Source organism: Bartonella sp. AP21QHHD, assembly GCF_042196205.1.
Classification (GTDB): domain Bacteria; phylum Pseudomonadota; class Alphaproteobacteria; order Rhizobiales; family Rhizobiaceae; genus Bartonella.
Window position 1 is genome coordinate 1 of the sequence record NZ_JBHIPT010000051.1, and the last position, 26,997, is coordinate 26,997.

A 26,997-nucleotide genomic window follows, 5' to 3' on the forward strand; every position below is an offset into this window, starting at 1 on the left:
GGAAATCGAGATTATCGGTATTCGTCCAACGTCTAAGACGACGGTTACAGGCGTTGAAATGTTCCGCAAGCTTTTAGATCAAGGTCAAGCAGGTGATAATATAGGGGCTCTGCTACGTGGTGTTGACCGTGAAGGGATTGAGCGTGGTCAAGTATTGGCGAAGCTAGGATCCGTTACACCTCATACACGGTTTAAAGCAGAAGCTTACATTTTGACAAAAGATGAAGGTGGACGTCATACACCATTTTTCACGAATTATCGTCCTCAGTTTTACTTCCGTACGACGGATGTTACAGGTATTGTTACGCTTCCAGAAGGAACGGAAATGGTTATGCCAGGTGACAATGTTGCGATGGATGTTTCGTTGATCGTTCCGATAGCGATGGAAGAGAAACTTCGTTTTGCTATTCGTGAAGGTGGTCGTACTGTTGGTGCCGGTATCGTCTCTAAGATCATTGAATAAATAATGCTTGTTAAAGGGGTGTTAAAAGTGTTTTAGTTTTGAGAGTTAGGGGTATAGCTCAGTTGGTAGAGCGGCGGTCTCCAAAACCGCAGGTCGCGGGTTCAAGTCCTGCTGCCCCTGCCAAAGGGGGATTTTACATATAAGGGAGTGGATTTTGCTGCCTTTTTCGCTTTTTTTGATATGGGGCTTGTTTTTTTGTGTGTGAAACGGTATTGAATAGAAAGTAAGGAAATTGCATAAGTCTGAAAGTTGGCTTTTGCGTTTTTTCCTGTTTATTTTGTTCTATAAAACACAATAGGACTAGAGAGAGTATAGTGTGACGATGGCATCTAAAACCAATCCGATTACCTTTTTGAAACAGGTTTATGCAGAAACAATTAAAGTGAAATGGCCTACACGTCGTGAGACGGTTATTTCTACTATTATGGTTTTGTTGGTAACTGCATTGGCTTCAGCTTTCTTTTTTATTGTGGATCAGGTTATGCATTTTGGTGTTTGGCGGGTTATTGATCTTCTGAAATATCTTTTTAGTTGAGAATGTAAGGAAGTGTGACTGTGGCAGCTCGTTGGTATATTGTTCAGGCATATTCAAATTTTGAAAAGAAAGTAGCGGAAGCTATTGATAAGGAGGCAAAGCAAAAGGGGCTTGATCATCTTTTTGAAAAGATTTTTGTTCCAACAGAGCGTGTTGTAGAGGTTCGTCGTGGACGCAAAGTTGATACTGAGCGAAAATTTTTTCCTGGTTATGTTCTTGTTCGTGCTGAGTTAACAGATGAAGTTTATCATCTTATTAAGAATACGCCTAAAGTGACAGGTTTTTTAGGGTCGGATGCGCGTCCTGTTCCTATTTCTGATCGAGAGGTTGAGCAAATTCTCAAACAAGTTCAGGAAAGGGTTGAGTCTCCAAAGTCCTCTGTATTGTTTGAGGTTGGAGAGCAAGTTCGCGTTGCTGATGGTCCTTTTGTTTCGTTTAATGGAATTGTTCAAGAGGTTGAAGAAGAACGCTCTCGTCTTAAGGTTGAAGTGCTTATTTTTGGGCGTCCTACGCCTGTTGATTTGGAATTTGGTCAGGTTGAAAAACTCTGATTAAACTTAGAGTAGTTTTAATTACTTTAAGGAAGGAGTGGGAGGTGATTTATAGCTTTTGTCGGCTTAATGATCCGAACCACGTGACTGCAAGCGGGTAACGGGCAAGATGAATTGTCAGTATACCAGTGAAATTAAAGGCAGATTGTTATGGCAAAAAAAAGTATAGGTCAGCTTAAGTTGCAGGTTCCTGCAGGAGCTGCTACTCCATCTCCACCAATTGGTCCAGCTCTTGGGCAGCGTGGTATTAATATCATGGAATTTTGTAAGGCGTTTAATGCAGCGACACAAGAAATGGAAAAGGGGGCACCGATTCCAGTTGTTATTACGTATTACCAAGATAAGTCTTTCACCTTTTCTCTCAAGACGCCTCCTGTATCCTTCTTTTTAAAGAAGGAAGCAAACCTGAAATCTGGCTCAAAAGAGCCTGGTAAAGTGTCTGTAGGAAGCATTTCTCGCGATAAAATTCGTTCGATTGCGGAATCAAAGATGAAAGATCTTAATGCGAATGACATTGAGGCAGCAATGCGTATGGTTGAAGGTTCTGCTCGCTCGATGGGCTTGGAAGTGGTGGGCTAATATTATGGCAAAAGTAGCAAAAAGAATAAAAAATATCCGAAAAGATATTGATTTTAATGAACTCTACGCTTTAAAAGATGCCGTTTCAATGGTTAAGGAGCGTGCCGTTGCTAAGTTTGATGAAACAATCGAAATTTCAATGAACTTGGGTGTTGATCCTCGTCATGCTGATCAAATGGTTCGAGGCGTTGCTCATTTGCCTAATGGAACAGGGAGAAATATTCGTGTTGCCGTTTTTGCTCGTGGGGATAAGGCTGAGGAAGCTAAGGCGGCAGGAGCTGATATTGTGGGTGCCGAAGATTTATTTGAAAGCGTTAATAGAGGGACTATAGATTTTGATCGTTGTATTGCAACGCCAGACATGATGCCTCTTGTTGGTCGTCTTGGTAAGATTCTTGGTCCACGGAGTTTGATGCCGAATCCGAAAGTTGGTACTGTAACACTTGATGTCGCCGGTGCTGTCAAAGCTTCTAAAGGTGGTGCTGTTGAGTTTCGTGTGGAAAAAGCTGGTATTGTGCATGCTGGTATTGGTAAGGCTTCTTTTGGTGTTGAAAAAATCGTAGAAAATATAAAAGCCTTTGCAAGTGCAGTTATTAAAGCCAAACCGCAAGGTGCAAAAGGTGAGTATATTAAGCGCGTTGCTGTTTCGTCGACTATGGGAATTGGTGTTAAAGTTGATCCAGCAACGGTTCGTTCAGAGCTAGTATAAGCTGATTTATAATTTTGTTTTGGGGTATGGGAATATCAAAATTGTATTTAAAATGCTGATTTTGATCAGCTCGCTATCTAAGCTTTATAGGGCTTAGGTTGTACCGGGAGAAATTCCGGAATATCCTGTCCGAGATTGTAGGTGATGCTTTTAAGTATCTTAATCAAAAAAACCTGCATGAGACTGGGGTAAAAACTGAGAGTTAAAAGACTTAAAGGGTTTGAGCCAAGGTTGCCTTTGAACGCTGTGCGTGAAAAAGGGGACAGGATCCTCATCGGTGACATGAAGTATTTTATGTTATCAAAGGTAACCAACAGGTTTGTTTTAAGCAAATCTGTTAAATGGAGAGAGACAGTGAATAGAGCGGAAAAACGCGAATTTGTTACATGGCTTAACGAGGCTTTTCGGAAGTCTGGTTCTGTTGTTGTTGCACATTATTCCGGTCTGACAGTTTCACAGATGAATGATCTGCGTTCGAAAATGGGTGAAGCTGGCGGTGCCGTTAAGGTCGCCAAAAACCGTCTTGCTAAAATCGCTCTTCAGGGCACGGAATCTGAATCGATAGTGGGTTTGTTTACTGGACAAACACTTATTGCTTATTCAGAAGATCCAATCACAGCACCGAAAGTTGCTGTTGATTTTGCGAAAAGCAATGACAAATTTGTCATACTTGGCGGTTCAATGGGTGCAACAAGTTTAACTGTAGATGCTGTGAAGTCATTGGCTTCATTGCCTTCATTAAACGAGTTGCGTGCAAAACTTGTGGGTATGATTTCTACCCCTGCGACCCGTATTGCACAGGTTGTTAATGCCCCTGCTGGTCAGGTTGCACGTGTCATTGGAGCATATGCTCAGGAGGATAAGGCGGCTTAAGGCTGTTTGTATTCACGTTTATGGAAGAGCTTTAATGCTTTTCTGTTTTTTTGAATAAGATTTAATAATGGTTCAAATCTTTTAATTGAAGGAATTTAAAAATGGCTGATCTAGAGAAGATCGTAGAAGACCTTTCTAATCTAACCCTTTTGGAAGCCGCTGAGCTTTCTAAGTTACTTGAAGAAAAGTGGGGAGTTTCGGCTGCTGCTCCTGTAGCTGTCGCTGCTGTTGCTGGTGCTGCTGCTCCAGCTGCTGAAGAAAAAACAGAATTTGATGTTATTCTTGTTGAAGGTGGCGCACAAAAAATTAATGTTATTAAGGAAGTTCGTGCTCTTACTGGACTTGGTCTTAAAGAAGCTAAAGATCTGGTTGAAGGTGCACCTAAGCCTATTAAAGAGGCTGCTTCTAAAGAAGAAGCAGAAAAAATTAAATCTCAACTTGAAGCTGCCGGTGCTAAGGTGGAACTTAAGTAAATTTAATTTTATCGGCGGGCATTTATGTTCGCCGATTTTCTTTCTCTTAATACAAAGAGGGAAAATAATGAGTAAAAAACTTTTCCCAATGGTTTTGTAACAGGAATGGGATAGGTTTGGATTACTTACCCCTTCATCATAGAGTCAAAGAGATAAATGGCTTATGTTGGTGGGGAAAGTTAATGATGCTCATTATTGAGTGTCAAGTGAACTGGTCTGCATATGCAGGTTAATGGTATAAGGCTTTCAAGGTTGGTCTACCTTGAAGAGTAAAGATCAAGGAGCGACGATGGCTCAGACTCACGCAATGATGTCTCAATTCAATGGTCGTAAGCGCGTACGGAAATTTTTTGGTAAGATTCCTGAAGTAGCAGAAATGCCGAATCTTATTGAGGTTCAAAAAGCCTCATACGATCAATTTCTCATGGTTGAGGAACCGAAAGGTGGGCGACCAGATGAAGGTTTGCAAGCTGTTTTTAAATCGGTTTTTCCTATTTCAGATTTTTCCGGTACAGCTATGCTTGAGTTTGTAGGTTATGAATTTGATTTACCAAAATTTGATGTTGAAGAGTGCCGTCAACGTGATTTAACTTATGCTGCCCCATTAAAGGTCATATTGCGTTTGATTGTTTTTGATGTTGATGAGGATACTGGCTCCAAAGATATCAAAGACATTAAAGAGCAAGGCGTTTATATGGGCGATATGCCTTTAATGACGACGAATGGTACCTTTATTGTTAATGGTACGGAGCGTGTTATTGTTTCTCAGATGCATCGTTCTCCTGGTGTCTTTTTTGACCATGATAAAGGAAAGTCCCATTCATCAGGAAAGCTTCTTTTTGCTGCTCGTGTTATTCCGTATCGTGGTTCTTGGCTTGATATTGAGTTTGATGCTAAGGACATCATTTATGCGCGTATTGATCGACGGCGCAAGATTCCTGTTACTAGTCTTTTGATGGCATTAGGTATGGATGCGTCGGATATTTTATCGACGTTTTATGATAAAGTGACTTATGAGCGTGATGGAGAAGGATGGCGAGTTCCTTATTCTGTGGATCGCTTTAAAGGAATGAAGCTCATTTCTGACCTTATAGATGCAGATAGTGGTGAAGTCGTTGCGGAGGCTGGTAAAAAATTAACAGTTCGTACTGCGAAGTCTTTGGTAGAAAAAGGACTTAAAGCGGTTAAAGTTAGTGAAGATGATTTATTAGGTTGTTATCTAGCCGAAGATATCGTCAATTACGAAACAGGTGAAATCTACCTTGAAGCTGGTGATGAAATTGACGAAAAAGTATTAAAAGTTCTGCTCGATGTTAGTGCTGATCAAGTCAATATTCTTGATATTGATCACATGAATATTGGCGCTTACATCCGCAATACTTTGAAGGTGGATAAAAATGAAAGTCGGCAGGATGCGTTATTTGATATTTACCGGGTGATGCGTCCAGGTGAACCTCCAACAATCGATACAGCAGAGGCAATGTTCCATTCATTGTTTTTTGATCCAGAGCGTTATGATCTTTCAGCTGTCGGGCGTGTTAAGATGAATTTACGTATGGATCTTGATTGTCCAGACACAGTTCGCATTTTACGCCAAGAGGATATTCTTGCTGTTGTTAAGATGTTGGTTGAATTGCGTGATGGACGTGGTGAAATTGATGATATTGATAATCTTGGCAACCGTCGCGTTCGTTCCGTCGGGGAGTTGATGGAAAATCAATATCGCATTGGTCTTCTTCGTATGGAACGTGCGATAAAAGAGCGTATGTCATCGGTTGAAATTGATACAGTTATGCCACAGGATTTGATCAATGCAAAGCCTGCTGCAGCAGCAGTCCGTGAATTTTTTGGGTCTTCACAATTGTCGCAGTTTATGGATCAAACCAATCCATTGTCAGAAATTACCCATAAGCGCCGTCTTTCTGCTCTTGGTCCAGGTGGTTTGACTCGTGAACGTGCGGGTTTTGAAGTCCGTGACGTACATCCTACGCATTATGGTCGTATTTGTCCGATTGAAACACCAGAAGGCCCCAATATTGGTCTGATTAACTCCTTAGCAACATTTGCGCGAGTTAACAAATATGGCTTTATTGAAAGCCCATATCGAAAAATTATTGATGGAAAAGTCACAAAAGAAGTTATTTATCTTTCAGCGATGGAAGAAGCAAAGCATTATGTCGCTCAGGCTAATTCTTCATTAGATAACGAAGGTCGTTTTATAGAAGAGTTTGTTGTTTGCCGTCATGCTGGTGAAGTTTTAATGGCGCCGCGTGATCATGTTGATTTGATGGATGTTTCACCAAAACAGTTGGTTTCAGTTGCAGCAGCGCTTATTCCTTTTTTGGAAAATGATGATGCGAATCGTGCGCTTATGGGATCGAACATGCAGCGTCAAGCAGTTCCTCTTGTACGCGCTGAAGCGCCATTTGTTGGGACGGGAATGGAATCTATTGTTGCGCGCGATTCAGGAGCTGCTGTGAGTGCAAAACGTAGTGGTGTTGTTGATCAAGTCGATGCTACCCGTATTGTTATCCGTGCAACAGAAGATTTAGATCCTTCAAAATCAGGCGTTGATATTTACCGCTTACAGAAATTTCAGCGTTCTAATCAGTCCACTTGTATTAATCAGCGTCCTCTTGTACATGTCGGTGATAGGGTAGAGAAAGGTGATATCATTGCAGATGGTCCATCCACGGATCTTGGTGATTTGGCTCTTGGGCGGAATGTTCTCGTAGCCTTTATGCCTTGGAATGGATACAATTATGAAGATTCTATTTTGTTATCCGAGCGCATTGTTGCTGATGATGTGTTTACTTCAATTCATATCGAGGAATTTGAAGTTGCGGCACGCGATACAAAACTTGGACCTGAGGAAATTACGCGCGACATTCCTAATGTTGCGGAAGAAGCGTTAAGAAATCTTGATGAAGCTGGCATTATTTATATTGGTGCTGAAGTTCAACCAGGTGATATTTTAGTTGGAAAGATTACCCCGAAAGGTGAAAGTCCCATGACGCCGGAAGAAAAGCTTCTGCGTGCAATTTTTGGGGAAAAGGCATCCGATGTTCGTGATACTTCTATGCGTATGCCTCCTGGGACTTTTGGTACTGTTGTTGAAGTTCGCGTTTTTAATCGCCATGGCGTGGAAAAAGATGAACGTGCGATGGCAATTGAGCGTGAAGAAATTGAGCGTTTAGCAAAAGACCGTGATGATGAACAGTCTATTCTTGATCGCAATGTTTATGCGCGCCTCACCGATATGTTGACAGGTAAAGTTGCTGTAGAAGGTCCGAAAGGCTTTTCGGGTAGTAAAAAGCTTGATAGTACAGTAATGGGGCATTATCCGCGATCCCAGTGGTGGCAATTTGCTGTTGAGGATGAAAAGCTTCAAAATGAAATTGAAGCTTTGCGCAAGCAATATGATGAATCAAAAGAAGCATTACAACGTCGCTTTATGGATAAGGTTGAAAAGGTCCAAAGAGGTGATGAAATGCCTCCTGGTGTCATGAAAATGGTGAAAGTTTTTGTGGCTGTGAAGCGCAAAATCCAACCAGGTGACAAGATGGCGGGGCGTCACGGGAATAAGGGTGTTGTTTCACGTATTCTTCCCGTAGAAGATATGCCATTTCTTGAAGATGGGACCCATGCTGATATCGTCTTGAATCCGCTTGGTGTGCCTAGTCGTATGAATGTTGGACAAATTCTTGAAACGCATCTTGGTTGGGCATGTGCGGGGATGGGCAAGAAGATTGGTGCTTTGTTAGAGTTATATCAAGAGACTGGGGATATATTGCCGTTGCGTCAGCGTATTGAAAATCTTATGCCTGATGATAATCATAATGAACCAGTTCGTCAGTATGATAATGAAAGCCTTTACAAATTGGCATTGCAGATGAAGAAAGGGGTTTCAATTGCAACGCCTGTTTTTGATGGAGCACATGAGTCTGATATTAACATGATGCTGGAAGACGCAGGCTTAGATAGTTCAGGGCAGGTTACGCTTTATGATGGTCGTACTGGGGAGCCTTTTGATCGCCCAGTAACGGTGGGATATATTTACATGTTGAAATTGCATCACCTTGTTGATGATAAGATTCATGCACGTTCTATTGGTCCCTATTCACTCGTTACGCAGCAGCCATTAGGAGGTAAGGCACAATTTGGTGGTCAGCGTTTTGGTGAAATGGAGGTTTGGGCACTTGAAGCTTATGGTGCTGCATACACTTTGCAGGAGATGCTAACAGTAAAATCAGATGATGTGGCTGGTCGAACAAAAGTCTATGAGGCAATTGTGCGTGGTGATGATACATTTGAGGCAGGTATACCCGAAAGCTTTAATGTGTTGGTAAAAGAAATGCGCTCACTTGCTCTTAATGTGGAGCTTGATGATGCGCGTGAACTTATTGCACAGCGGGCATTGTCTGATACGGCAGAATAATAATTCAAGGAGCGCACTAGAAAAAAGCTGCGCTCTTATTACTTTAAGAGGCTCAATAACCTTATTAAGGCTATACAGGTCATTTTTAAAAGTAAATGTATTTTAAAGAAGATCTGTTATAAAATAAATGAGATATTACAACAGGTTCTAAGAATCTTTGAAGGAGAACAGCATGAACCACGAGGTCATGAATCTTTTCAATCCTCAAGCGCCAGCGCAGACATTTGACTCTATTCGTATTTCTATTGCGAGTCCTGAGAAAATTTTGTCCTGGTCGTATGGTGAGATTAAGAAGCCTGAGACGATTAATTATCGGACTTTTAAACCAGAGCGTGATGGTCTTTTTTGTGCACGTATATTTGGCCCTATTAAGGACTATGAATGTCTATGTGGCAAATATAAACGCATGAAGTATAAGGGCATTATTTGTGAAAAATGTGGTGTAGAGGTTACTCTTTCGCGCGTACGTCGTGAGCGTATGGGGCATATTGAACTTGCGGCACCCGTTGCGCATATATGGTTTCTTAAATCATTACCAGGCCGTATTTCTACACTTTTAGATTTAACTTTAAAAGATATTGAACGGGTTCTTTATTTTGAGAATTATATTGTAACCGAACCAGGGTTAACATCTCTTAAGCTCCATCAGCTTCTTTCTGAAGAAGAATATATGCTTGCTATTGATGAATTTGGAGAAGATCAGTTTACAGCTATGATTGGCGCTGAAGCTATTTACGAGCTTTTAGCTAGTATGGAGTTAGATAAAATCGCTAATGATTTGCGTCTTGAATTAGCTGAAACAACTTCAGAGTTAAAGCAGAAAAAATTGATTAAACGACTTAAAATCGTTGAAAATTTTCTTGAATCTGGAAATAAGCCAGAGTGGATGATTATGAAAACAATTCCGGTTATTCCACCGGATTTGCGTCCATTGGTTCCGCTTGATGGTGGGCGTTTTGCGACATCAGATCTGAATGATCTTTATCGGCGTGTTATTAATCGTAATAACCGCTTGAAGCGGCTGATTGAATTGCGAGCTCCTGGAATTATCGTACGCAATGAAAAGCGTATGGTACAAGAAGCTGTTGATGCATTGTTTGATAATGGACGGCGTGGGCGTGTGATTACTGGAGCCAATAAACGTCCTCTTAAGTCTTTATCAGATATGTTGAAGGGCAAGCAAGGGCGTTTTCGTCAGAACTTACTTGGGAAGCGTGTTGATTACTCGGGGCGTTCTGTTATCGTGACGGGTCCTGAATTAAAATTGCATCAATGTGGTCTTCCCAAAAAAATGGCTCTTGAATTATTTAAGCCTTTTATTTATGCGCGGCTTGATGCAAAAGGCTATTCATCAACGGTAAAGCAGGCAAAGAAGCTTGTTGAAAAAGAACATCCAGAAGTTTGGGATATCTTGGATGAGGTTATTCGTGAACACCCTGTTTTGCTCAATCGTGCACCAACATTGCACCGTTTGGGAATTCAAGCTTTTGAGCCTATCTTGATTGAGGGAAAAGCTATACAGCTACATCCATTGGTGTGTACTGCTTTTAATGCGGATTTTGATGGTGATCAGATGGCGGTTCATGTTCCGCTTTCTCTTGAAGCACAACTTGAAGCCCGTGTTTTGATGATGTCCACCAATAATATTCTTCATCCGGCCAATGGTGCTCCCATTATTGTTCCCTCACAGGATATGGTTCTTGGTCTTTATTATCTTTCAATTGTTTCTGAAAAAGAACCAGGTGAAGGAATGGCCTTTTCTGATATAGGTGAGCTTCATTATGCCTTGGAAAATAAGGTTATAACGCTTCATACGAAGATTAAAGGCCGTGTTAAGAATATGGGGAAGGATGGAAAAGAAGTCTCTAAACTTTATGATACGACACCTGGTCGTTTGATTATCGGTGAGCTTTTGCCAAAAAGTGCGGATATCTCATTTGATATTGTCAATCAAGAGATGACGAAAAAGAACATTTCTAAAATGATTGATCATGTTTATCGGCACTGTGGACAAAAAGAGACGGTTATTTTTTGTGACCGTATTATGCAGCTTGGCTTTTCTTATGCTTGTCGTGCAGGAATTTCATTCGGTAAGGACGATATGGTTATTCCTGATAGTAAGTCGCGTTTAGTCGCAGAAACAGAAGCTTTGGCTAAGGAGTACGAACAGCAATATAATGATGGTTTGATTACACAAGGTGAAAAATACAATAAGGTTGTAGATGCTTGGGGTAAATGTACAGATCGCGTCGCAGATGAAATGATGAAACGTATTCAAGCTGTGGATTTTGATCCTAAAACAGGTCGTCAACGGCCGATGAATTCTATCTATATGATGTCGCACTCTGGTGCTCGTGGTTCTGCTAACCAGATGAGACAATTGGCCGGTATGCGTGGATTAATGGCAAAACCATCGGGTGAAATTATTGAAACACCCATTATTTCAAATTTTAAAGAAGGTCTAACTGTTAATGAATACTTCAATTCCACGCATGGTGCACGTAAAGGACTTGCTGATACTGCGTTAAAGACGGCGAACTCTGGTTATTTAACACGGCGTCTTGTTGATGTTGCACAGGATGCTATTATTTCAGCAGTTGATTGTGGTACCGCAAAAGGGCTTACCATGCAGCCGATTGTTGATGCAGGACAAATTGTTGCCTCCCTTGGGCAAAGAATTCTTGGTCGTACAGCGCTTGTTGATATTCTACATCCTGTCTCTGGAGAGGTTATCCTTGAAGGTGGAGCAATGATTGAGGAAGCTGATGTCGCGAAGATTGAAGCAGCTGGGATTCAATCTGTTCAAATTCGTTCTGCATTAACATGTGAAACACGTCTTGGTGTTTGTGCAAAATGCTATGGTCGTGATTTGGCGCGTGGAACACCTGTTAATCAGGGAGAAGCGGTTGGTGTTATTGCTGCTCAATCCATTGGTGAGCCGGGAACACAGCTTACTATGCGTACTTTTCACTTAGGAGGAACTGCGCAGGTTGTTGATTCATCGTATTTAGAGGCATCTTATGAAGGTAAGGTGGAGATTCGTAATCGTAATGTAGTTCGTAACTCTGAAGGCCATTTGGTTGTTATGGGGCGTAATATGGCTATCCTTATCAAGGATGAGTTAGGAAAAGAGCGCGTTGTACATCGTGTTAGCTATGGTGCTCATATTTTTGTTGATGATGGTGATGTGGTTAAACGTGGCCAACGTATAGCAGAATGGGATCCTTATACACGTCCAATTTTAACGGAAGTTGAAGGCTATGTGGGTTTTGAAGATATGATTGATGGTTTATCTGTCACTGAAACAGCTGATGAATCTACGGGTATTACGAAGCGTTTGGTGATTGATTGGCGCGCTAATCCACGTGGTGCGGATCTTAAACCAGCTATTATTATTCACACGGATAAAGAAGGTGAATCCATTGCTAAATTGTATAAGGGAGGTGAAGCCCGTTATATGATGTCAGTGGAAACTATTCTTTCTGTTGAGCTTGGTGCTCATGTTAAGGCTGGTGATGTTATTGCTCGTTTGCCAATGGAAAGTGCCAAGACGAAAGATATTACGGGTGGTCTTCCTCGTGTGGCTGAGCTTTTTGAAGCGCGTCGTCCAAAGGATCATGCGATTATTGCTGAAGTTAGTGGTACAATTCGATTTGGCCGTGGTTATAAGAATAAACGTCGTATCATTATTGAACCAAATGATGAAACTCTTGAGGCAGTAGAATACTTGATTCCAAAAGGTAAGTTGTTCCACTTCCAAGAAGGCGATCAAATTGAAAAGGGAGATTATATCCTTGATGGTAATCCAGCACCTCATGACATCTTGGCGATTAAGGGGGTTGAAGCTTTGGCATCTTATCTTGTTAATGAGATTCAGGAGGTTTATCGTCTGCAGGGAGTTCTTATTAATGATAAGCACATTGAAGTGATTGTTCGTCAAATGTTGCAAAAAGTTGAAATTACTGAATCTGGAGATTCTGGTTATATTCCAGGTGATAATGTTGATCGTATTGAACTTGATGAAATCAATGATAATTTGATTGCAGAAGGGAAGAAACCTGCATCTGGTAATCCCATTCTTCTTGGAATTACAAAAGCTTCTCTTCAAACACCTTCTTTCATTTCGGCGGCATCGTTTCAGGAAACAACACGTGTTCTTACTGAAGCAGCAGTTTCTGGTAAAATTGATACTTTGCAAGGACTTAAAGAGAACGTTATTGTCGGTCGTCTTATTCCAGCAGGTACGGGTGGTACAATTTCTCAAATCCGTCGTATTGCTGCAGTTCGTGATGATTTGATTGTAGATGAGCAGCGTAAGTCTAGTAATAACGAAGTGGCTAAGGCTATGTTGACAAATATGACAACTGGGGCCGTTACTGAATAATTTAAATACAACACCACATAATATAAAAACGTCTGAATAGAAAGTTTAGACGTTTTTTTATTTCGAAATGCAGAAGTTGTATATTTTCTTGAAAAATATCAAAAATTATAAGGCGATAGTTATTTTAAACATCTTTAGTAGCTTATTATTTTGTAATGATGCTTATCTTTTTTGTTACTTTATTTTAAAGTTTCTTAATTTCTAAAAGCAGTATAGAATTTTTCCAAAATATGTGAAACTCAAAAATCATATTCAAGGAAAAGAGTTGATTATCTACAAATCAAATAAGATTGATTTTGAACTTTAGGAAAATTTTTGATTGATATCTTCTATAAAAATTTAAAAGGACTTATGATGAAAGATCAAGAGTCCTTTCTATAATCTAAAAAATAATTGATTCTCTACTATACAATGTTTGTGAATGTATTTTCTTCTAAATTAGAATGCAGAAAAGTAGAGATTAAGGTGCTCACTAAGTTTTATAAAAAATAGACATATTTCTTATAACAATGTGATCTATGCAGACAGAATAATATAATGTACGAATATTATTCAATTGGAAAATTAACACGTGAGTTTTCAATAATAGCTCGAACTTTGCTATGAAGAAGAGGGACTTCTTATCCCTTTTCGGTGTGGAAGTACACGGCTTTATACATAAACGGATCGTCATAAGTTAAAACAAATTCTGTATGCTAACAGAGTAAAATTTTCGTTGTCTGAAATATCTGATATGTTGACAATGGTTGGAAAACCACCTGATGATGAGAAAAAGCTTAAGAAATTAATAGCAGGAATTCATAAAAAACGAACTGATTTAAAGCAGATGCAGCATGATGTTGATGATCTTCTACAGGATTTAGAACGAATTGAAGAGAGTTTTTTTGAGAGCTTAGCGGAGTTGGGGGGTAGTCATTGATTATAAATTTATTTTGTCTTCTTTTAGACTAATTTCTTTCTCTTAAAAGAGATAGATTATACCGTCTCTAAGGGGAATATTTACCACTGCGTGAAATGTGTAAGTCATTTAAAGAAATAGAGTGTTTGAAAAAGCTGCAAAGGTATTTTCGCAGTATATTATTCTTGATAAGAAAAAACTATTTTTCATAAAGAAAGTAAAAACAATGACAGTTTCTCCTATGAGTGTTTTTCAATCTATATTGTCACGAAAGTCAATTCGCGCTTTTACTGATCAGCCAGTTAGTTTGGAAACAATCAAAGAAATCTTAAAACTTGCAGCACGTGCACCATCTGGAACAAATATTCAGCCATGGCAAGTAATTGTGCTTACAGGAAGTGTATTACAGAAAATAGGGCAAGAGCTTTCACAACTTGTGCTTTCAGGTGTAAAAGGAGAGCGTGAATATAGTTATTATCCACGTCAGTGGCGTGAGCCTTATATTTCAAGGCGTCGAAAAGTTGGTTTGGATCTTTATCAGAGTCTTGGAATTCAAAAAGGTGATGAAGAAAAAATACTTCATCAAAAGGCGCGAAATTTTTTATTTTTTGATGCACCTGTAGGACTCTTATTTACAATGGATCACGACATGGAAATGGGGAGTTGGCTTGATTTGGGTATGTTTATGCAGACCATTATGTTAGCTGCACGTGGATTTGGATTAGATACCTGTCCTCAAGCTGCTTTTGCTGATTATCATAAACAGATTCGTACGCTTTTATCTATTCCTTCTGATCGCCATATTATCTGTGGTATGGCACTTGGTTATCGCGATATGAGTGCTCCAGAAAACAATTTTGAGACAGAACGAGAATCGTTAGAAAAATTTGTACGTTTCATTGAAACATACCCATAAAATATTTTATACAATTAAGCATATGTTTTGAAGAACTTAGTGCATTATGAAAAATATTTCCGATAAGATTTCTCATCCTTATTGAATTTTAATATTGCATATTAACACTTATTTTACTACGTTTGGAACATTGGGAGTGGTGACTCTAGGGGCATTGTCCGTTTTAAAGGTTGGCTAATGGAAAACACTATAGAAAGAAAGTGTTGGGTGGTAGCAAGACGAGCGACATTCGTGTTTATTGTTGTCATTTTTTTAGTTTATCTCGCAATTTGATTTTAAACGGAAGAAACGTTATGAAAAAGCATATATGCTCAAGCTGTACTATAGTTTAAGGTGATACGTGTTTCTATCTGTTTTTGAACTTTTTAAAATTGGGATTGGTCCTTCTAGCTCACATACGATGGGACCAATGACTGCTGCTAATATGTTTTTGCAAAAGATAGGAGATTTTTCTCAGTCGTCTGATGTTCAAGTTTCTCGTATACGTGTTTATCTTTATGGTTCTTTAGCTTTCACGGGTATTGGTCATGCAACAGATAGAGCTATCATATTAGGACTTTTAGGAGAAAAAGCTTCTACTGTTGATCCTGATAGCATGGGGTTTTTGTTAGAAAAAGTTATACGTGAAAAAAAAGTGCAACCAGAAGGTCATCCCGCTTATCAGTTTGATGTGCAACGTGATCTTATTTTTGAACGAAAGCAAATCCTCCCTGGACATACAAATGGACTAGCCTTTGAAGGACTTGATACTGATGGGAATGTTCTGTTGCGGCAGATTTATTATTCTATCGGTGGTGGCTTTGTTGTGACTGAGGATGAATTAAGCCATATGAATGATAATATACAACCAGAAGCATTTGAGGTACCATATCCATTCGATTCTGCTTGTACAATGTTATCAATGGCAGAAAAATCAGGGCTTTCAATTGCTGAAATGAAGCGCTTAAATGAAGAAACAAAGATAGAGCGTTCTTCTCTTGATGTAGGGCTTGATGAAATTTTTTCAGCGATGACAAATTGCATTGATAGAGGTCTTTCACAAGAAGGTGAGTTGCCTGGTGGATTGCGTGTTTTAAGGCGCGCTAAAAAGCTGCATGAAACGCTTTTGGAAAAACAAAAGAAAAATTACAATTATCCACTTTGGGCAAATGATTGGCTTTCGGTATATGCTATAGCAGTCAATGAGGAAAATGCAGCAGGTGGTCGTGTTGTTACAGCACCAACAAATGGAGCAGCCGGTGTCGTCCCAGCCGTTTTGCGTTATTATCTTCAGTTTAATGATGATTCAGATCGAGAGGGAATACATAATTTTCTATTAACGGCAGCAGCTATAGGTGGTGTTATTAAACATAATGCCTCTATTTCTGGTGCAGAAGTTGGGTGTCAAGGTGAAGTTGGAACGGCATCTTCAATGGCCGCAGCAGGGTTGACCGCAGCGTTAGGTGGAACACCAGCTCAAATTGAAAATGCGGCAGAAATTGCGCTTGAACATCACTTGGGAATGACATGTGATCCTGTTGCAGGTCTTGTACAAGTGCCTTGTATTGAGCGTAATGCAATGGGAGCTGTTAAGGCGGTAACGGCTTCTTCTCTTGCATTATATGGTAATGGAGATCATTTTGTTTCTCTTGATGCTTGTATAGAAACAATGCGCCAGACTGGTCATGATATGAGTGAACGCTATAAAGAGACAAGTAAAGGTGGTCTTGCAGTCAATGCGATATCTTGTTAAGAGCTGGAACATTTTTCAATCCATAACTGGACTTTTTGGAGAGAGATCGTATTTCCTAATAAAGCTTATGTTTTTTGTTCCTTATAAATCAAAATTCCACTTTAATGCAGCAGTAGTTTGAAATAAATCTGAGATGATTCAGTGTTTTCTTAACGAATAATAGGTGTTGCATGCAAGCTTGGAGGGGAGAGTGTTGTACATCTGTTTGATTTGTCTCTAAAGTGGGGAAAAAGTGTAATTTGGAAAAAATAAGAAAGCGTAAAGTAAAATTAGTGATCAATCTGCCATTATTTTTAGCTGGGTTTTATGGCTTTAAAAAGTTTCCATAGCCATATATCTTTTAAGTAATGGAAGATTATGCCTGAGTATCCAAGGAAAATTTGTTTTAAGTCTGAATAATTATGATGAAGAAAGTAGAATTTTAAAGGTTTTAATTTTTTAAAAGTGAAGTTTTTTTCTACCTAGTATGATAAAAAATGCCTTGAAAAAAACACTAATTTACAATAATTAAGAGATATATTGGAAATATCTTTTTTATTTATAAATTTTGTACCGACAAAAAAATTAAAATAAATAATAACGTATACATTAAGAAATATTTATAAAAATTCTCATGAGAATAGAATGCACACGATAGAACATTGTCGTGTTACGCGTTCGTGAGTTCGTTTTAAAAAAATATCTCTCAGGCCTCCCCCCAAGCTCATTTCGCGATGGCACCTGTGAATGATATAACGGTAAATCCATTGAGCTGTCTCTATCTTTATGCTTAATAAAAAGAAGTACGCTGGCATGGTTACACACTTTACCAGAGCCCCCCCCTCTGTACAGGGGGACTAAAGCACTTGGCATTTGAAACGGTTCATTATAGGCATTTTTAGTCTTTTTGGGACAGTTTCACGCTACACACTAATCTCGCTCATAACATGCAAGAGACGGTTTTGATTGATTCAACATAAACAGATTTTAAATGAGAGAATCTTACGATATTCGAGATTCTCATCTAACAAACAAAATAATTAATTATCTTTATAAATCAGTATCTTGCATATGAATAATATAATGTAAGTTTTCCATGAATGGTATAAAATCTATAGAGTATTAGCATCTTTATTTATAAAGGGAGAAAACCAGCACTATCATCCTTTTTTCAACTTTCAATATTACAAAAGATCCTAGTACTTGAAATGATTCATAAGGGATACTTTGATTCCTTTTGTAAATGCTTTATATGTCAATTTTGCTCGTGATGAGCAAGCGAGCGATTTTGACTGATTCAATATAAGAAGTAAAATAAGAGTATTTTACGAAAATCTCTTGTTCAATATGCAAAAAATAAATTATAATTATAAATTAAAATCTTATGGGAATCGTTATCATAATATTTAATCTGATAATTTATTTACGTTTTTTCATCGATAGTATTTGTATTTTCCAATTTTCTGTGCCTGTTGACATAAATACAAGTAAGAGAAGTGAGATTGTTTTTTTTACAGCGTTTATGTTGTATAGGGAGCGTTATTAAGAGGGATTTTCTTTATTGAACTTTTACAATAATCCCACCAAATGATAAGCTTTCATCTAATGAAGCTATTCATTTTTTCCAGAAAGATATCAAGGATAATTTTTTATATTAAATCCAAAAGTGGAAAAATATTGGGTATTTTTATGTCCTTAACAATGTTTTATTGAAAGCTTGGAGATATTGGATAGTTGGAAAAGCTGTCAGAAAATTCAACAATTTAAGAAAAAAGTATGTTTATCAAAAGGTTTTCTAAGGCTGTAGATAATGGTTAATAATAAAATAATTTTTTAGAGAGGGTCTGTAGAATTAAATATTTGTTGCTCCTAAACGGATTTTAATAGGCACATTACCAGTTTGGCTCGCAACGCGTAAATGAATGCGTACAGGAGGCATTATGAGACGACGGTTGCGCATTGTTTGGCAAATGAGAAGGTTAACAAGAGACTGTGTATCTAATGCAGTAGAATTATATTTTAAACCAGTAAGTTTTGCGGCAGCATCGTGAAGAGGACGCAATGAAAGGAGGGATGATTGCTTCAATAAAATTTCTTTTTTATGGAATGAAGCAAAAGCATTATCTGTCATAATACTATCCTTAACGCAGAATTCAAAAATTTTTAGTAGGCTACAGTATAGCAGTTAAAATTTGCTTTCTTTAATGTAGAGCAAGCGTCAAATGCAGCTTTTTTTGATTGAAACCCTGTAAAGCGCGCTCGGTAATAACGCCGCCCATTTTTTTCAAACAGTTGCATGTGTGAAGATGCATGCTTTAAAGTAGAAAAAGCTATATTTTTTGCTTTTAAAAGTAGAGTTTTTGCTTGTTCTTCACTAGGAAGAGAACCAATTTGGATAGCCCATCCGGCATTTTCGGACAAAGAGACTGTTACAATTTTATGAGTTTCAGCCGGTATAGTTTTTTGAGGATTCGGTATTGGTATAATTACCTTATTGACAGCCGTTATTGCGATATTGGAGTTTTTAGGTTGTTCTGCAAATGCTGTCAACATAGTCGAAATTTCATCGTCAAAATTACTTGAATCAGCTTTAATGGTCGGTATAGGAGTATTGGCCCCAGTGGGTAAGTGATAGCGTACAGAAGCTATTAAACGTTCACCACTTTTCATTTGGCTTGCTTTGGGCAAATATTGATTCAATAAGCTAGCCATATGCTCGTCACGTGCAGTAGATGATTTACCTCCCATAACAACAGCGACAATAGAGCGCCCCTCAAGACGCATCGAAGTTGCTAAATTAGAACCTGACATTTGTGTGTAGCCTGTTTTAATTCCATCGACACCTTTCATTATTTTAACAAGTTTATTGTGGCTGTTAATTTTATGTCCACGGAAATTAAAACTTTTTGTTTTGAACAATTTATATTGTTTGGGAAAATGTTTACGTAAAGCTAATGACAAAGTCGCTATATCTCGTGCTGTAGAATAATTGTGCACATCCGGAAGTCCTGAAGCATTTGCAAAATGTGTATGTTTCATGCCAAGTTTACGAGCTTTTACTGTCATCATTTGAGCGAATTTTTTTTCACTACCTCCAAGATATTCTGCAATGGCAGCAGCAACATCATTTGCGGATCTTGTAATGAGTGCTTTAGCTGCTGATTCTGCAGAAATTGTTTGGCCTGCTTTAAATCCAATTTTTGTCGGTGGACGCATTGCTGCATAATGTGAAACAGGAATTGGTGTATTTGGTGTCACACGACGCATCTGCATAGCTTCAAAGAGTAAGTACAATGTCATCATTTTTGTTAAAGAAGCAGGATAACGTTTCAGTGTTGCATTGGCTTGAAATAAAGTTTTTCCCGTAGTAGCATCTATAACAATAGCCGCATACTTATCAGGATAGGCGCCTTGAGGTGTGGCGGATGCCCAACAGTAAGAAAAAGCTAACATAACAAAAGAAATTGCTATTGTTTTACAGTAGCGCATAATTTTTTGATAATTAATATACACTTGCAGTATCCTATTTCTCCATTTATCCTAAAAAACTTCTATAAAGCTTCCTTTTCTGTAATTTATTGATGCAGTTTAGACGAATGGTATTACTAATTTGTTTACAGAAGTTATTTTATGAGTGAGTGATTGAAGTCTAACCATAGAGGGAAATTTTTTTCTAATACAAACAGGTATTGCAATAGTTATGAAAGAATTTAAAATTAATAAAAATGTGCTGCATGGAAAACGATAATGGGACAGATGCTCATAATAAACTCTATAGCTCATATTATGCATAATGAAAAGGGCAAGAATTGGGATGAAGGTAGGCATGGTGCGGTTATAATGCCTAAGGCTAGAGAAAAACTCGAAAAACCTAAATTATGTCGAGTTTTTTTGCTTAATGATGATTACACACCTATGGATTTTGTTGTTTTCGTTTTGAAGAACTTTTTTAAAAAAAGTTTCGAAGAGGCAACGCGGATAATGTTAAATGTTCATCACAATGGGATAGGAGAATGTGGGACTTACACTTATGAAGTCGCTGAAATGAAAATATTACAAGTGAGGGAATGTGCGCGTCAAAATGAACATCCGTTACAATGTGTAATGGAATGGAAGTGAGGAGCTATGCCATCTTTTACACCTAGTCTTGAAGAGGTTTTGCATCGTGCATTAACAATTGCTACTCAAGCACGGCATGAATATGCAACACTAGAGCATCTTCTACTTGCGCTGTTAGATGATGCCGATGCAAATTCCGTTATTCAGGCTTGCCAAGTAGATGTGGAGGAATTGCGAGAGCGCTTAACCAATTATCTTCGCTCAGAGTTAGATGAACAGATTAGAGCTGATGAGGATACAAAGCCTACAGCTTTTTTCCAGCGTGTTATCCAACGTGCGGTGATTCATGCACAATCAGCTGGAAAAGATGAAGTATCGGGGGCAAATGTTCTTGTTGCAATTTTTTCTGAACGTGAAAGCCATGCAGCATATTTTCTTCAAGAGATGGGAATGACACGCTACGATGCTGTACGTTTTATTTCACAGGGTGTCACGCGTGATGATGGGTTATCCATGTTACTTGAAGGACTTGAAGAGCAATTAGATCAGCAGATTTCGGATAATGGTGAAAGAGGAACAAGTGCTTTAACGAATTATTGTGTTGATCTCAATTGTAAAGCACGTAATGGAAAAATTGATTTATTAATTGGCCGTGAAATAGAAATTTCACGCATGATACAGATTTTATGTCGAAGGTCAAAAAACAATCCGCTTTTGGTTGGTGATCCTGGAGTAGGGAAAACAGCTATAATTGAGGGGTTGGCAAAGCGTATTGTTGATGGGCAAGTGCCTGAAGTTTTATCAAATGCAACAATATTTTCTCTTGATATGGGGGGACTTGTTGCAGGTACACGTTATCGCGGTGATTTTGAAGAACGCTTAAAACAAGTTATTAAAGAGTTTGAGCTGTATCCAGATGCTATTTTATTTATTGATGAAATTCATACCTTAATTGGAGCAGGAGCGACATTAGGGGGAAATATGGATGCAGCAAATCTTTTGAAACCTGTGTTATCTTCTGGAACTATGCGATGTATTGGTTCGACGACTTACAGAGAATATCGCAAATTCTTTGAACAAGATCGTGCTTTAGAGCGTCGTTTTCAGAAGATTGATATTAATGAACCTTCTGTTACAGATGCGATTAAGATTTTGCAGGGGATGAAGCCTTACTTTGAAGATTTTCATCAGATTAAATACACAGATCAGGCGATGAAGGCATCTGTAGAATTATCTTCACGTTATATAATTGACCGTAGGTTACCTGACAAAGCAATTGATATTATTGATGAAAGTGGCGCAGCGCAAAAGCTTTTGCCACAAAAACAACGCAAGAAGAGTATAGGTGTTAAAGAAATTGAAGCGACTGTTGCTACAATTGCAAGAATTCCATCAAAAACAGTTTCCCGGAATGATCAGAAGATACTGAGTAAGCTTGAAAGAGAACTCAAACATGTTGTTTATGGTCAAGATCAGGCAATTTCCGTCTTAGTTTCATCCATAAAATTGGCGCGAGCAGGTTTACGCGAACCGGATAAACCAATAGGAAGTTATTTATTTTCAGGACCAACAGGTGTAGGAAAAACTGAAGTTGCAAAACAGCTTGCATCATCTTTAGGCATTGAATTATTGCGTTTTGATATGTCAGAATATATGGAACGGCATACGGTAGCACGTTTAATCGGAGCACCTCCAGGTTATATAGGGTTTGATCAAGGAGGTCTCCTTACAGATGCCGTTGATCAGAAACCTCACGCAGTTCTATTGCTAGATGAGATTGAGAAAGCGCATCCAGAGTTATTTAATATTTTATTGCAGGTAATGGATTATGGTAGATTAACAGACCATAATGGTAAGAAAATTGATTTCCGCAATGTTATTTTGATTATGACAACCAATGCTGGTGCTTCAGATATGGCAAAATCAGCTATTGGATTTGGGAAAGTACATCGTGATGGTGAGGATATAGAAGCAATCAATCGGTTATTTACACCAGAATTTCGTAATCGGTTAGATGCAATTATTCCGTTTGCACCTTTATCTCATTTAATCATCAATCAGATAGTGCAAAAATTTATTTTTCAGCTTGAAGCACAATTAGCTGATCGGGGAATTTGTTTTGAATTAAGCCCTTCTGCAACTTTATGGCTTTCTAATAAAGGATATGATTCTCAGATGGGAGCACGCCCATTAGGGCGTGTTATACAAGAATATATTAAAAAGCCATTAGCTGATGAAATTTTATTTGGAAAGTTACGCAATGGTGGTACCGTTCGCGTATTGACACAAAAATCAAATGGTAAAAAAGAAAGCTTACAGTTAGAAATTTCATCTTCCGATATATCTGTAAGTTCAAAGAAAAGTAAAATGGAAAACTTTACAAAAAAAACGTGTAGGAAAAAAAGCACAACAACTTAAGAGTGTGTTATAAAGCTGCACGAATTTTTTTTGCATTCTCTTCAAGTATTTCTGGAGGCGTTACCATATCATTATGAGGGGTAAGCTCTATTCCCTCCATACGTGGTATAATATGAAAATGAAGGTGATAGACGGTTTGTTGACTAGCTGCTTCATTAAATTGCATGACAGTTATGCCATCTGCTTGAAAGGCTTTTTTGACAGCATTTGCAATTTTTTGAACAGCTTTAATAACAGGAAATAATGTTTCAGGATCTGCATCAAGTAAGTTTCTAGAGCCTTTTTTAGGAATGACCAGCGTATGACCTGGTGCCTGTGGCATGATATCCATAAATCCAATAACATCATCATCTTCGTAGACCCGAACAGAAGGGATTTCATTGCGAATCAATTTAGCAAAAATATTGTTATTGTCATAAGCTTGTTTCATACAAATATTTCCTTTTATCGTAAGTTTAAGATTCTAATTTAAAAACGAAAAAATGCAAGGTTTATCAGAGTGTAAGACAAAGAAGTATTTTGACTTCAGTTATATTTAGGATAATGCACTGTCTTAATGAAGGTTTAGATTTCTATGATGGCTTCAACTTCTACAGGAACATCCATAGGAAGAGAGGCAACACCAATAGCAGAACGGGCGTGTTTTCCAATTTCACCAAGGATATTGACGAATAAATTAGAAGCTCCATTGGCAACAAAAGGAATATCGGTAAAATGAGAATCTACAGCCACAAAAACAGTAATTTTGACCACACGTTTTATTTTATTTAAGTCACCCAGAGTTGCCTTGAGTTGCGCGAGAATATTGAGAGCGCAAGCTTCAGATGCTTTTTGGGCTTGTTCGGTATTCACAGTTGCACCAACTTTACCGATGGCTATTGGTTTTCCATTAATAAGAGGGAGTTGTCCAGAAATAAAGAGTTGATTGCCACTTTGTGAAGTGGTGATGTAATTGGCAAGGGGGGAGATTACTTCAGGAAGAGTGATTCCGAATTTTTCTAAGTTTTTTTCAATCATATTGGTCATAATTTTAACTCCATAGCTGCTCTATAATATATTCATTGCATAATCTATTTTTTGATTTAAGAAAATGTGTGGTTAATTGAGAAATTAACCTTTTTTGCCTTATTGTATGATGTTATGCAACGGGGATAAAGTTCGGAAGTTGGGAATGATTAGATCATTATTTATAATAATTTTATATATTGTTTTTTTATGTACTGCGAGAGCTGAAGAGCGCATTTTTATTGTGCCTCATCGAGCAATTTATGATTTTCATCTCGATAGTGTTTCTCATGAAATGACAATTTCTGCGATGTCAGGACGAATGGTTTACGAGCTTACTGGTTCGGCATGCCAAGGCTATAGCACACGTTTTCGTTTCATTAGCCGTGTTCACATTGAAGATATGCCAGTACGTTTGACGGATCAACAGACGACGAGTTATGAAACAGGAGACAGCCGTACATTTCGTTTTAATATTACAGATCAAGAGGGAGAAGAGGTTGTGCATCGTGCCGAGGGGGTTGCGGAGCGTACGCAAGATGGTATCACAGTTACCTTAAAAAAGCCAAAGGAAAAAGAGTATAAGCTTGCAATGGCTGAATTTCCAATGATGCAACTAAAAAATATTATCCGCCATGCAAAAGCAGGAGATCATTTTTACAATGTTACTGTATTTGATGGGACAAATAAAGCAGATAAAGTTATAAAAGAAAGTATCGTCATAGGGGAAAAGAAGACGCTTTTATCTGATAGCGAAACGGAAAAAGTAAGAAAATTGGATGAAGAAGAATATTGGCCTGTTACAATTTCTTATTTTGATGATGGAGAAAATAAAGATGGTTTGCCGGTTTATCGTAGCAGTTTTCTCTTACATGAGAATGGTGTCATGCGTGATCTTCATATAGATTATGGAACTTTTTCAGTGCGTGCAAAATTGAACAGTCTCGAATTCTTGGAACTTGGAAAAGATCTTAATCAATGTGAAAATGCAAATATTAAATGATTAAAGAAAATAACTTGAAAAAGAATCAAATATTAGTATGTTTGCGCTATTCCACACGCGGAGTCTGGGTGTTTGCAAATGATCTGTGAGAAACTTCTAGCAAGCATCCGCCGGTAGCAGGTCTTCCTGCTTTTTCCGCGGAGGTTGAACCGGAAAGGATAAGATTTATGGCACTACCCGATTTTACTATGCACCAGCTTTTAGAAGCCGGTGTGCATTTTGGTCACCAGACTCATCGCTGGAATCCCAAAATGACTCCCTATATTTATGGTCAGCGTAATAATATCCATATTATTGACCTTGCTCAGACCGTTCCACTTTTACACCAAGCACTTAAACTTGTTTCAGATACTGTAGCGCGTGGTGGTCGTATTCTCTTTGTTGGTACGAAACGGCAAGCATCTGACATTATCGCAGATGCGGCGAATCGTTCCGCTCAGTATTACGTTAATGCACGTTGGCTTGGCGGCATGCTCACAAACTGGAAAACGATTTCCAATTCGATCCATCGTTTGCGGAAGCTTGACAAAATTCTTGCTGCTGAAGCGCAAGGCTTTACTAAAAAGGAACGTTTAAATCTTGAACGTGATCGTGAAAAGCTTAATCGTGCGCTTGGTGGTATTAAAGATATGGGTTCTGTTCCAGATCTTATCTTTGTTATCGATACGAATAAAGAAAATATTGCACTCCAAGAAGCAAAGCGTTTAGGTATTCCAGTGATTGCTATTATTGATACCAATTGTGATCCCGATGACGTAACACATCCAATACCAGGTAATGACGATGCTTCACGTGCAATTTCTCTTTATTGCGATCTTTTTGCCCGTGCTGCTCTTGATGGTATTGCACGCCAGCAAGGAGCAATGGGTATCGATTTAGGAGCTCAAGTTGATGCACCTGTGGAGCCTATTTTGGAAGAAAATGCAGTTTCAGAAGTTTCTGAATAATATAAAATGCCTAATTAAGGTACTTTTATTGTCTAAAGAAGAAGTTATAGGCGTGCAGAGGGATTTTGCACGCTTTCACTGTTATAAAATAAAGAGGCAAATATGAGCATTACTGCTGCACAAGTAAAAGAACTTCGAGAACTATCTGGCGCTGGTATGATGGACTGTAAAGCCGCCCTAGCAGAGACCAATGGTGATATGGAAGCTGCTGTTGATTGGCTTCGTAAAAAAGGAATAGCTAAAGCAGATAAAAAGGCTGGTCGTACAGCAGCTGAGGGATTAATCGGAGTCGTATCAAAAGATTCACATGCAGTTTTGGTTGAGATTAATTCTGAAACAGATTTTGTTGCGCGCAATGATGGATTCCAAGACATCGTGCGTAAAGTAGCAACTGCTGCCTTAGATACGCTAGGGGATGTTGAATCTGTTTCTGTTTCTCTTTATCCAGGTTCTGAGAAGACTGTAGAGCTTACGATTAAAGATGCAATTGGTACAATTGGCGAAAATATGACATTTCGTCGTTCCGCTAAATTGTCTGTTGAGAATGGTGTTGTTGCGACTTATATACACAATAGTGTGGCTGATGGGCTTGGAAAACTTGGTGTTTTGGTTGCGATTGAAACAACAGGAAATAAAGAGGCTGCTCTTGCTTTTGGTCGGCAGGTCGCGATGCATATTGCGGCAACCAATCCATTAGCACTTACAGCACAAGATGTTGATGCTGCTGCTGTTGAGCGAGAAAAAGCAATTTTTTCAGATCAAGCGCGTCAGTCTGGAAAACCTGAAAATATCATTGAAAAAATGGTAGAAGGACGTATGCGTAAGTTTTTTGAAGAGGTTGTTTTGCTTTCTCAAGCTTTTGTTATGAATCCTGATATAACTGTTGAGGCCGCTTTAAAGGATGCTGAGAAATCAATTGGTGCTCCAGCAAAAATTACAGGCTTTATTCGTTTTGCATTAGGTGAAGGTGTGGAAAAAGAGGAGTCTGATTTTGCTGCAGAGGTTGCTGCTGCTGTAAAAGGCTAGTTATTGCAA

At 38.6% G+C, this 26,997-nt stretch carries 21 protein-coding genes and 1 tRNA gene; 18 read left to right on the forward strand and 4 right to left on the reverse strand.

Going from position 1 to position 26,997, the window contains the following annotated elements; genetic code table 11:
• The 13 genes from ACFIMC_RS03380 to ACFIMC_RS03440 form a co-directional block, all read left to right on the forward strand.
• On the forward strand, positions 1–463 hold a 463-nt coding region (locus ACFIMC_RS03380), incomplete at its 5' end, for an EF-Tu/IF-2/RF-3 family GTPase (RefSeq protein ID WP_375681009.1).
• Positions 464–510: 47 nt separating this feature from the next.
• Positions 511–586, forward strand: a tRNA-Trp gene (locus tag ACFIMC_RS03385).
• A 199-nt stretch (positions 587–785) separates the two neighbouring features.
• Positions 786–998, forward strand: coding sequence for a preprotein translocase subunit SecE (secE, locus tag ACFIMC_RS03390; protein WP_273790652.1), 213 nt, complete (start codon positions 786–788; stop codon positions 996–998).
• A gap of 20 nt (positions 999–1,018) precedes the next feature.
• Positions 1,019–1,549, forward strand: a complete 531-nt coding sequence (gene nusG, locus ACFIMC_RS03395; RefSeq protein ID WP_273790740.1) for a transcription termination/antitermination protein NusG — start codon at positions 1,019–1,021, stop codon at positions 1,547–1,549.
• 150 nt (positions 1,550–1,699) lie between these two features.
• Positions 1,700–2,128 (forward strand): 50S ribosomal protein L11, encoded by a 429-nt coding sequence (gene rplK / locus ACFIMC_RS03400; protein ID WP_273723157.1) that lies wholly within the window; start codon positions 1,700–1,702, stop codon positions 2,126–2,128.
• A 4-nt stretch (positions 2,129–2,132) separates the two neighbouring features.
• Complete coding sequence (gene rplA / locus ACFIMC_RS03405) at positions 2,133–2,837, forward strand: 50S ribosomal protein L1 (protein ID WP_375613460.1); 705 nt, start codon at positions 2,133–2,135, stop codon at positions 2,835–2,837.
• 354 nt (positions 2,838–3,191) lie between these two features.
• Positions 3,192–3,710 (forward strand): 50S ribosomal protein L10, encoded by a 519-nt coding sequence (rplJ, locus tag ACFIMC_RS03410; protein ID WP_012755027.1) that lies wholly within the window; start codon positions 3,192–3,194, stop codon positions 3,708–3,710.
• Between the two features lie 101 nt (positions 3,711–3,811).
• On the forward strand, positions 3,812–4,183 hold the full coding sequence (gene rplL / locus ACFIMC_RS03415; RefSeq protein ID WP_273790654.1) for a 50S ribosomal protein L7/L12: 372 nt from the start codon (positions 3,812–3,814) through the stop codon (positions 4,181–4,183).
• 289 nt (positions 4,184–4,472) lie between these two features.
• Complete coding sequence (rpoB, locus tag ACFIMC_RS03420) at positions 4,473–8,621, forward strand: DNA-directed RNA polymerase subunit beta (RefSeq protein WP_375612113.1); 4,149 nt, start codon at positions 4,473–4,475, stop codon at positions 8,619–8,621.
• A 172-nt stretch (positions 8,622–8,793) separates the two neighbouring features.
• Positions 8,794–13,005, forward strand: coding sequence for a DNA-directed RNA polymerase subunit beta' (gene rpoC / locus ACFIMC_RS03425; RefSeq protein ID WP_375612114.1), 4,212 nt, complete (start codon positions 8,794–8,796; stop codon positions 13,003–13,005).
• 715 nt (positions 13,006–13,720) lie between these two features.
• Positions 13,721–13,924: a hypothetical protein gene (locus ACFIMC_RS03430; RefSeq protein ID WP_375613464.1), complete on the forward strand. Its 204-nt coding sequence runs from the start codon at positions 13,721–13,723 to the stop codon at positions 13,922–13,924.
• 205 nt (positions 13,925–14,129) lie between these two features.
• Positions 14,130–14,819 (forward strand): nitroreductase, encoded by a 690-nt coding sequence (locus ACFIMC_RS03435; protein WP_375613507.1) that lies wholly within the window; start codon positions 14,130–14,132, stop codon positions 14,817–14,819.
• 340 nt (positions 14,820–15,159) lie between these two features.
• Positions 15,160–16,551 carry an L-serine ammonia-lyase gene (locus tag ACFIMC_RS03440; RefSeq protein WP_375620780.1) on the forward strand — a complete coding sequence of 464 codons (1,392 nt, stop codon included), beginning with the start codon at positions 15,160–15,162 and terminating at the stop codon, positions 16,549–16,551.
• 1,831 nt (positions 16,552–18,382) lie between these two features.
• Here the strand turns inward: ACFIMC_RS03440 and ACFIMC_RS03445 are convergent.
• Both ACFIMC_RS03445 and ACFIMC_RS03450 read right to left on the reverse strand, forming a co-directional pair.
• Entirely contained in the window at positions 18,383–18,661 is a 279-nt protein-coding gene (locus ACFIMC_RS03445; protein ID WP_375629616.1) for a hypothetical protein, read from the reverse strand.
• 32 nt (positions 18,662–18,693) lie between these two features.
• Entirely contained in the window at positions 18,694–20,043 is a 1,350-nt protein-coding gene (locus ACFIMC_RS03450; RefSeq protein WP_375629618.1) for a D-alanyl-D-alanine carboxypeptidase, read from the reverse strand.
• Positions 20,044–20,277: 234 nt separating this feature from the next.
• Here ACFIMC_RS03450 and clpS point away from each other — a divergent pair, with 234 nt between their 5' ends.
• Entirely contained in the window at positions 20,278–20,649 is a 372-nt protein-coding gene (gene clpS, locus ACFIMC_RS03455; RefSeq protein WP_375612119.1) for an ATP-dependent Clp protease adapter ClpS, read from the forward strand.
• A gap of 6 nt (positions 20,650–20,655) precedes the next feature.
• Positions 20,656–23,007, forward strand: a complete 2,352-nt coding sequence (clpA, locus tag ACFIMC_RS03460) for an ATP-dependent Clp protease ATP-binding subunit ClpA (protein ID WP_375681010.1) — start codon at positions 20,656–20,658, stop codon at positions 23,005–23,007.
• A gap of 7 nt (positions 23,008–23,014) precedes the next feature.
• On the opposite strand, the gene ACFIMC_RS03465 is transcribed toward clpA, so the two are convergent.
• Both ACFIMC_RS03465 and ACFIMC_RS03470 read right to left on the reverse strand, forming a co-directional pair.
• Positions 23,015–23,437, reverse strand: a complete 423-nt coding sequence (locus ACFIMC_RS03465; protein WP_375607220.1) for an HIT family protein — start codon at positions 23,435–23,437, stop codon at positions 23,015–23,017.
• A gap of 134 nt (positions 23,438–23,571) precedes the next feature.
• Positions 23,572–24,033 carry a RidA family protein gene (locus ACFIMC_RS03470; protein ID WP_375607219.1) on the reverse strand — a complete coding sequence of 154 codons (462 nt, stop codon included), beginning with the start codon at positions 24,031–24,033 and terminating at the stop codon, positions 23,572–23,574.
• A 145-nt stretch (positions 24,034–24,178) separates the two neighbouring features.
• Between ACFIMC_RS03470 and ACFIMC_RS03475 the strand changes: the two genes are divergently transcribed.
• The 3 genes from ACFIMC_RS03475 (at position 24,179) to tsf (ending at position 26,988) form a co-directional block, all read left to right on the forward strand.
• The gene (locus tag ACFIMC_RS03475) at positions 24,179–25,015 is read left to right on the forward strand and encodes a cell envelope integrity EipB family protein (protein WP_375612121.1); all 837 of its coding nucleotides are present in this window, start codon (positions 24,179–24,181) and stop codon (positions 25,013–25,015) included.
• Positions 25,016–25,182: 167 nt separating this feature from the next.
• Positions 25,183–25,962, forward strand: coding sequence for a 30S ribosomal protein S2 (gene rpsB / locus ACFIMC_RS03480; RefSeq protein ID WP_273788135.1), 780 nt, complete (start codon positions 25,183–25,185; stop codon positions 25,960–25,962).
• Between the two features lie 102 nt (positions 25,963–26,064).
• Entirely contained in the window at positions 26,065–26,988 is a 924-nt protein-coding gene (tsf, locus tag ACFIMC_RS03485; protein ID WP_273790665.1) for a translation elongation factor Ts, read from the forward strand.
• Positions 26,989–26,997: the final 9 nt, after the last annotated feature.

Bases quoted from the DNA above. Each gene is read 5' to 3' on its own strand.
- secE (WP_273790652.1), top strand. From the start codon at position 786: ATGGCATCTAAAACCAATCCGATTACCTTTTTGAAACAGGTTTATGCA.
- rplK (WP_273723157.1), top strand. From the start codon at position 1,700: ATGGCAAAAAAAAGTATAGGTCAGCTTAAGTTGCAGGTTCCTGCAGGA.
- rplA (WP_375613460.1), top strand. From the start codon at position 2,133: ATGGCAAAAGTAGCAAAAAGAATAAAAAATATCCGAAAAGATATTGAT.
- rplL (WP_273790654.1), top strand. From the start codon at position 3,812: ATGGCTGATCTAGAGAAGATCGTAGAAGACCTTTCTAATCTAACCCTT.
- rpoB (WP_375612113.1), top strand. From the start codon at position 4,473: ATGGCTCAGACTCACGCAATGATGTCTCAATTCAATGGTCGTAAGCGC.
- rpoC (WP_375612114.1), top strand. From the start codon at position 8,794: ATGAACCACGAGGTCATGAATCTTTTCAATCCTCAAGCGCCAGCGCAG.
- ACFIMC_RS03435 (WP_375613507.1), top strand. From the start codon at position 14,130: ATGACAGTTTCTCCTATGAGTGTTTTTCAATCTATATTGTCACGAAAG.
- ACFIMC_RS03445 (WP_375629616.1), bottom strand. From the start codon at position 18,661: ATGACAGATAATGCTTTTGCTTCATTCCATAAAAAAGAAATTTTATTG.
- clpS (WP_375612119.1), top strand. From the start codon at position 20,278: ATGGGACAGATGCTCATAATAAACTCTATAGCTCATATTATGCATAAT.
- clpA (WP_375681010.1), top strand. From the start codon at position 20,656: ATGCCATCTTTTACACCTAGTCTTGAAGAGGTTTTGCATCGTGCATTA.
- ACFIMC_RS03465 (WP_375607220.1), bottom strand. From the start codon at position 23,437: ATGAAACAAGCTTATGACAATAACAATATTTTTGCTAAATTGATTCGC.
- ACFIMC_RS03470 (WP_375607219.1), bottom strand. From the start codon at position 24,033: ATGACCAATATGATTGAAAAAAACTTAGAAAAATTCGGAATCACTCTT.
- ACFIMC_RS03475 (WP_375612121.1), top strand. From the start codon at position 24,179: ATGATTAGATCATTATTTATAATAATTTTATATATTGTTTTTTTATGT.
- rpsB (WP_273788135.1), top strand. From the start codon at position 25,183: ATGGCACTACCCGATTTTACTATGCACCAGCTTTTAGAAGCCGGTGTG.
- tsf (WP_273790665.1), top strand. From the start codon at position 26,065: ATGAGCATTACTGCTGCACAAGTAAAAGAACTTCGAGAACTATCTGGC.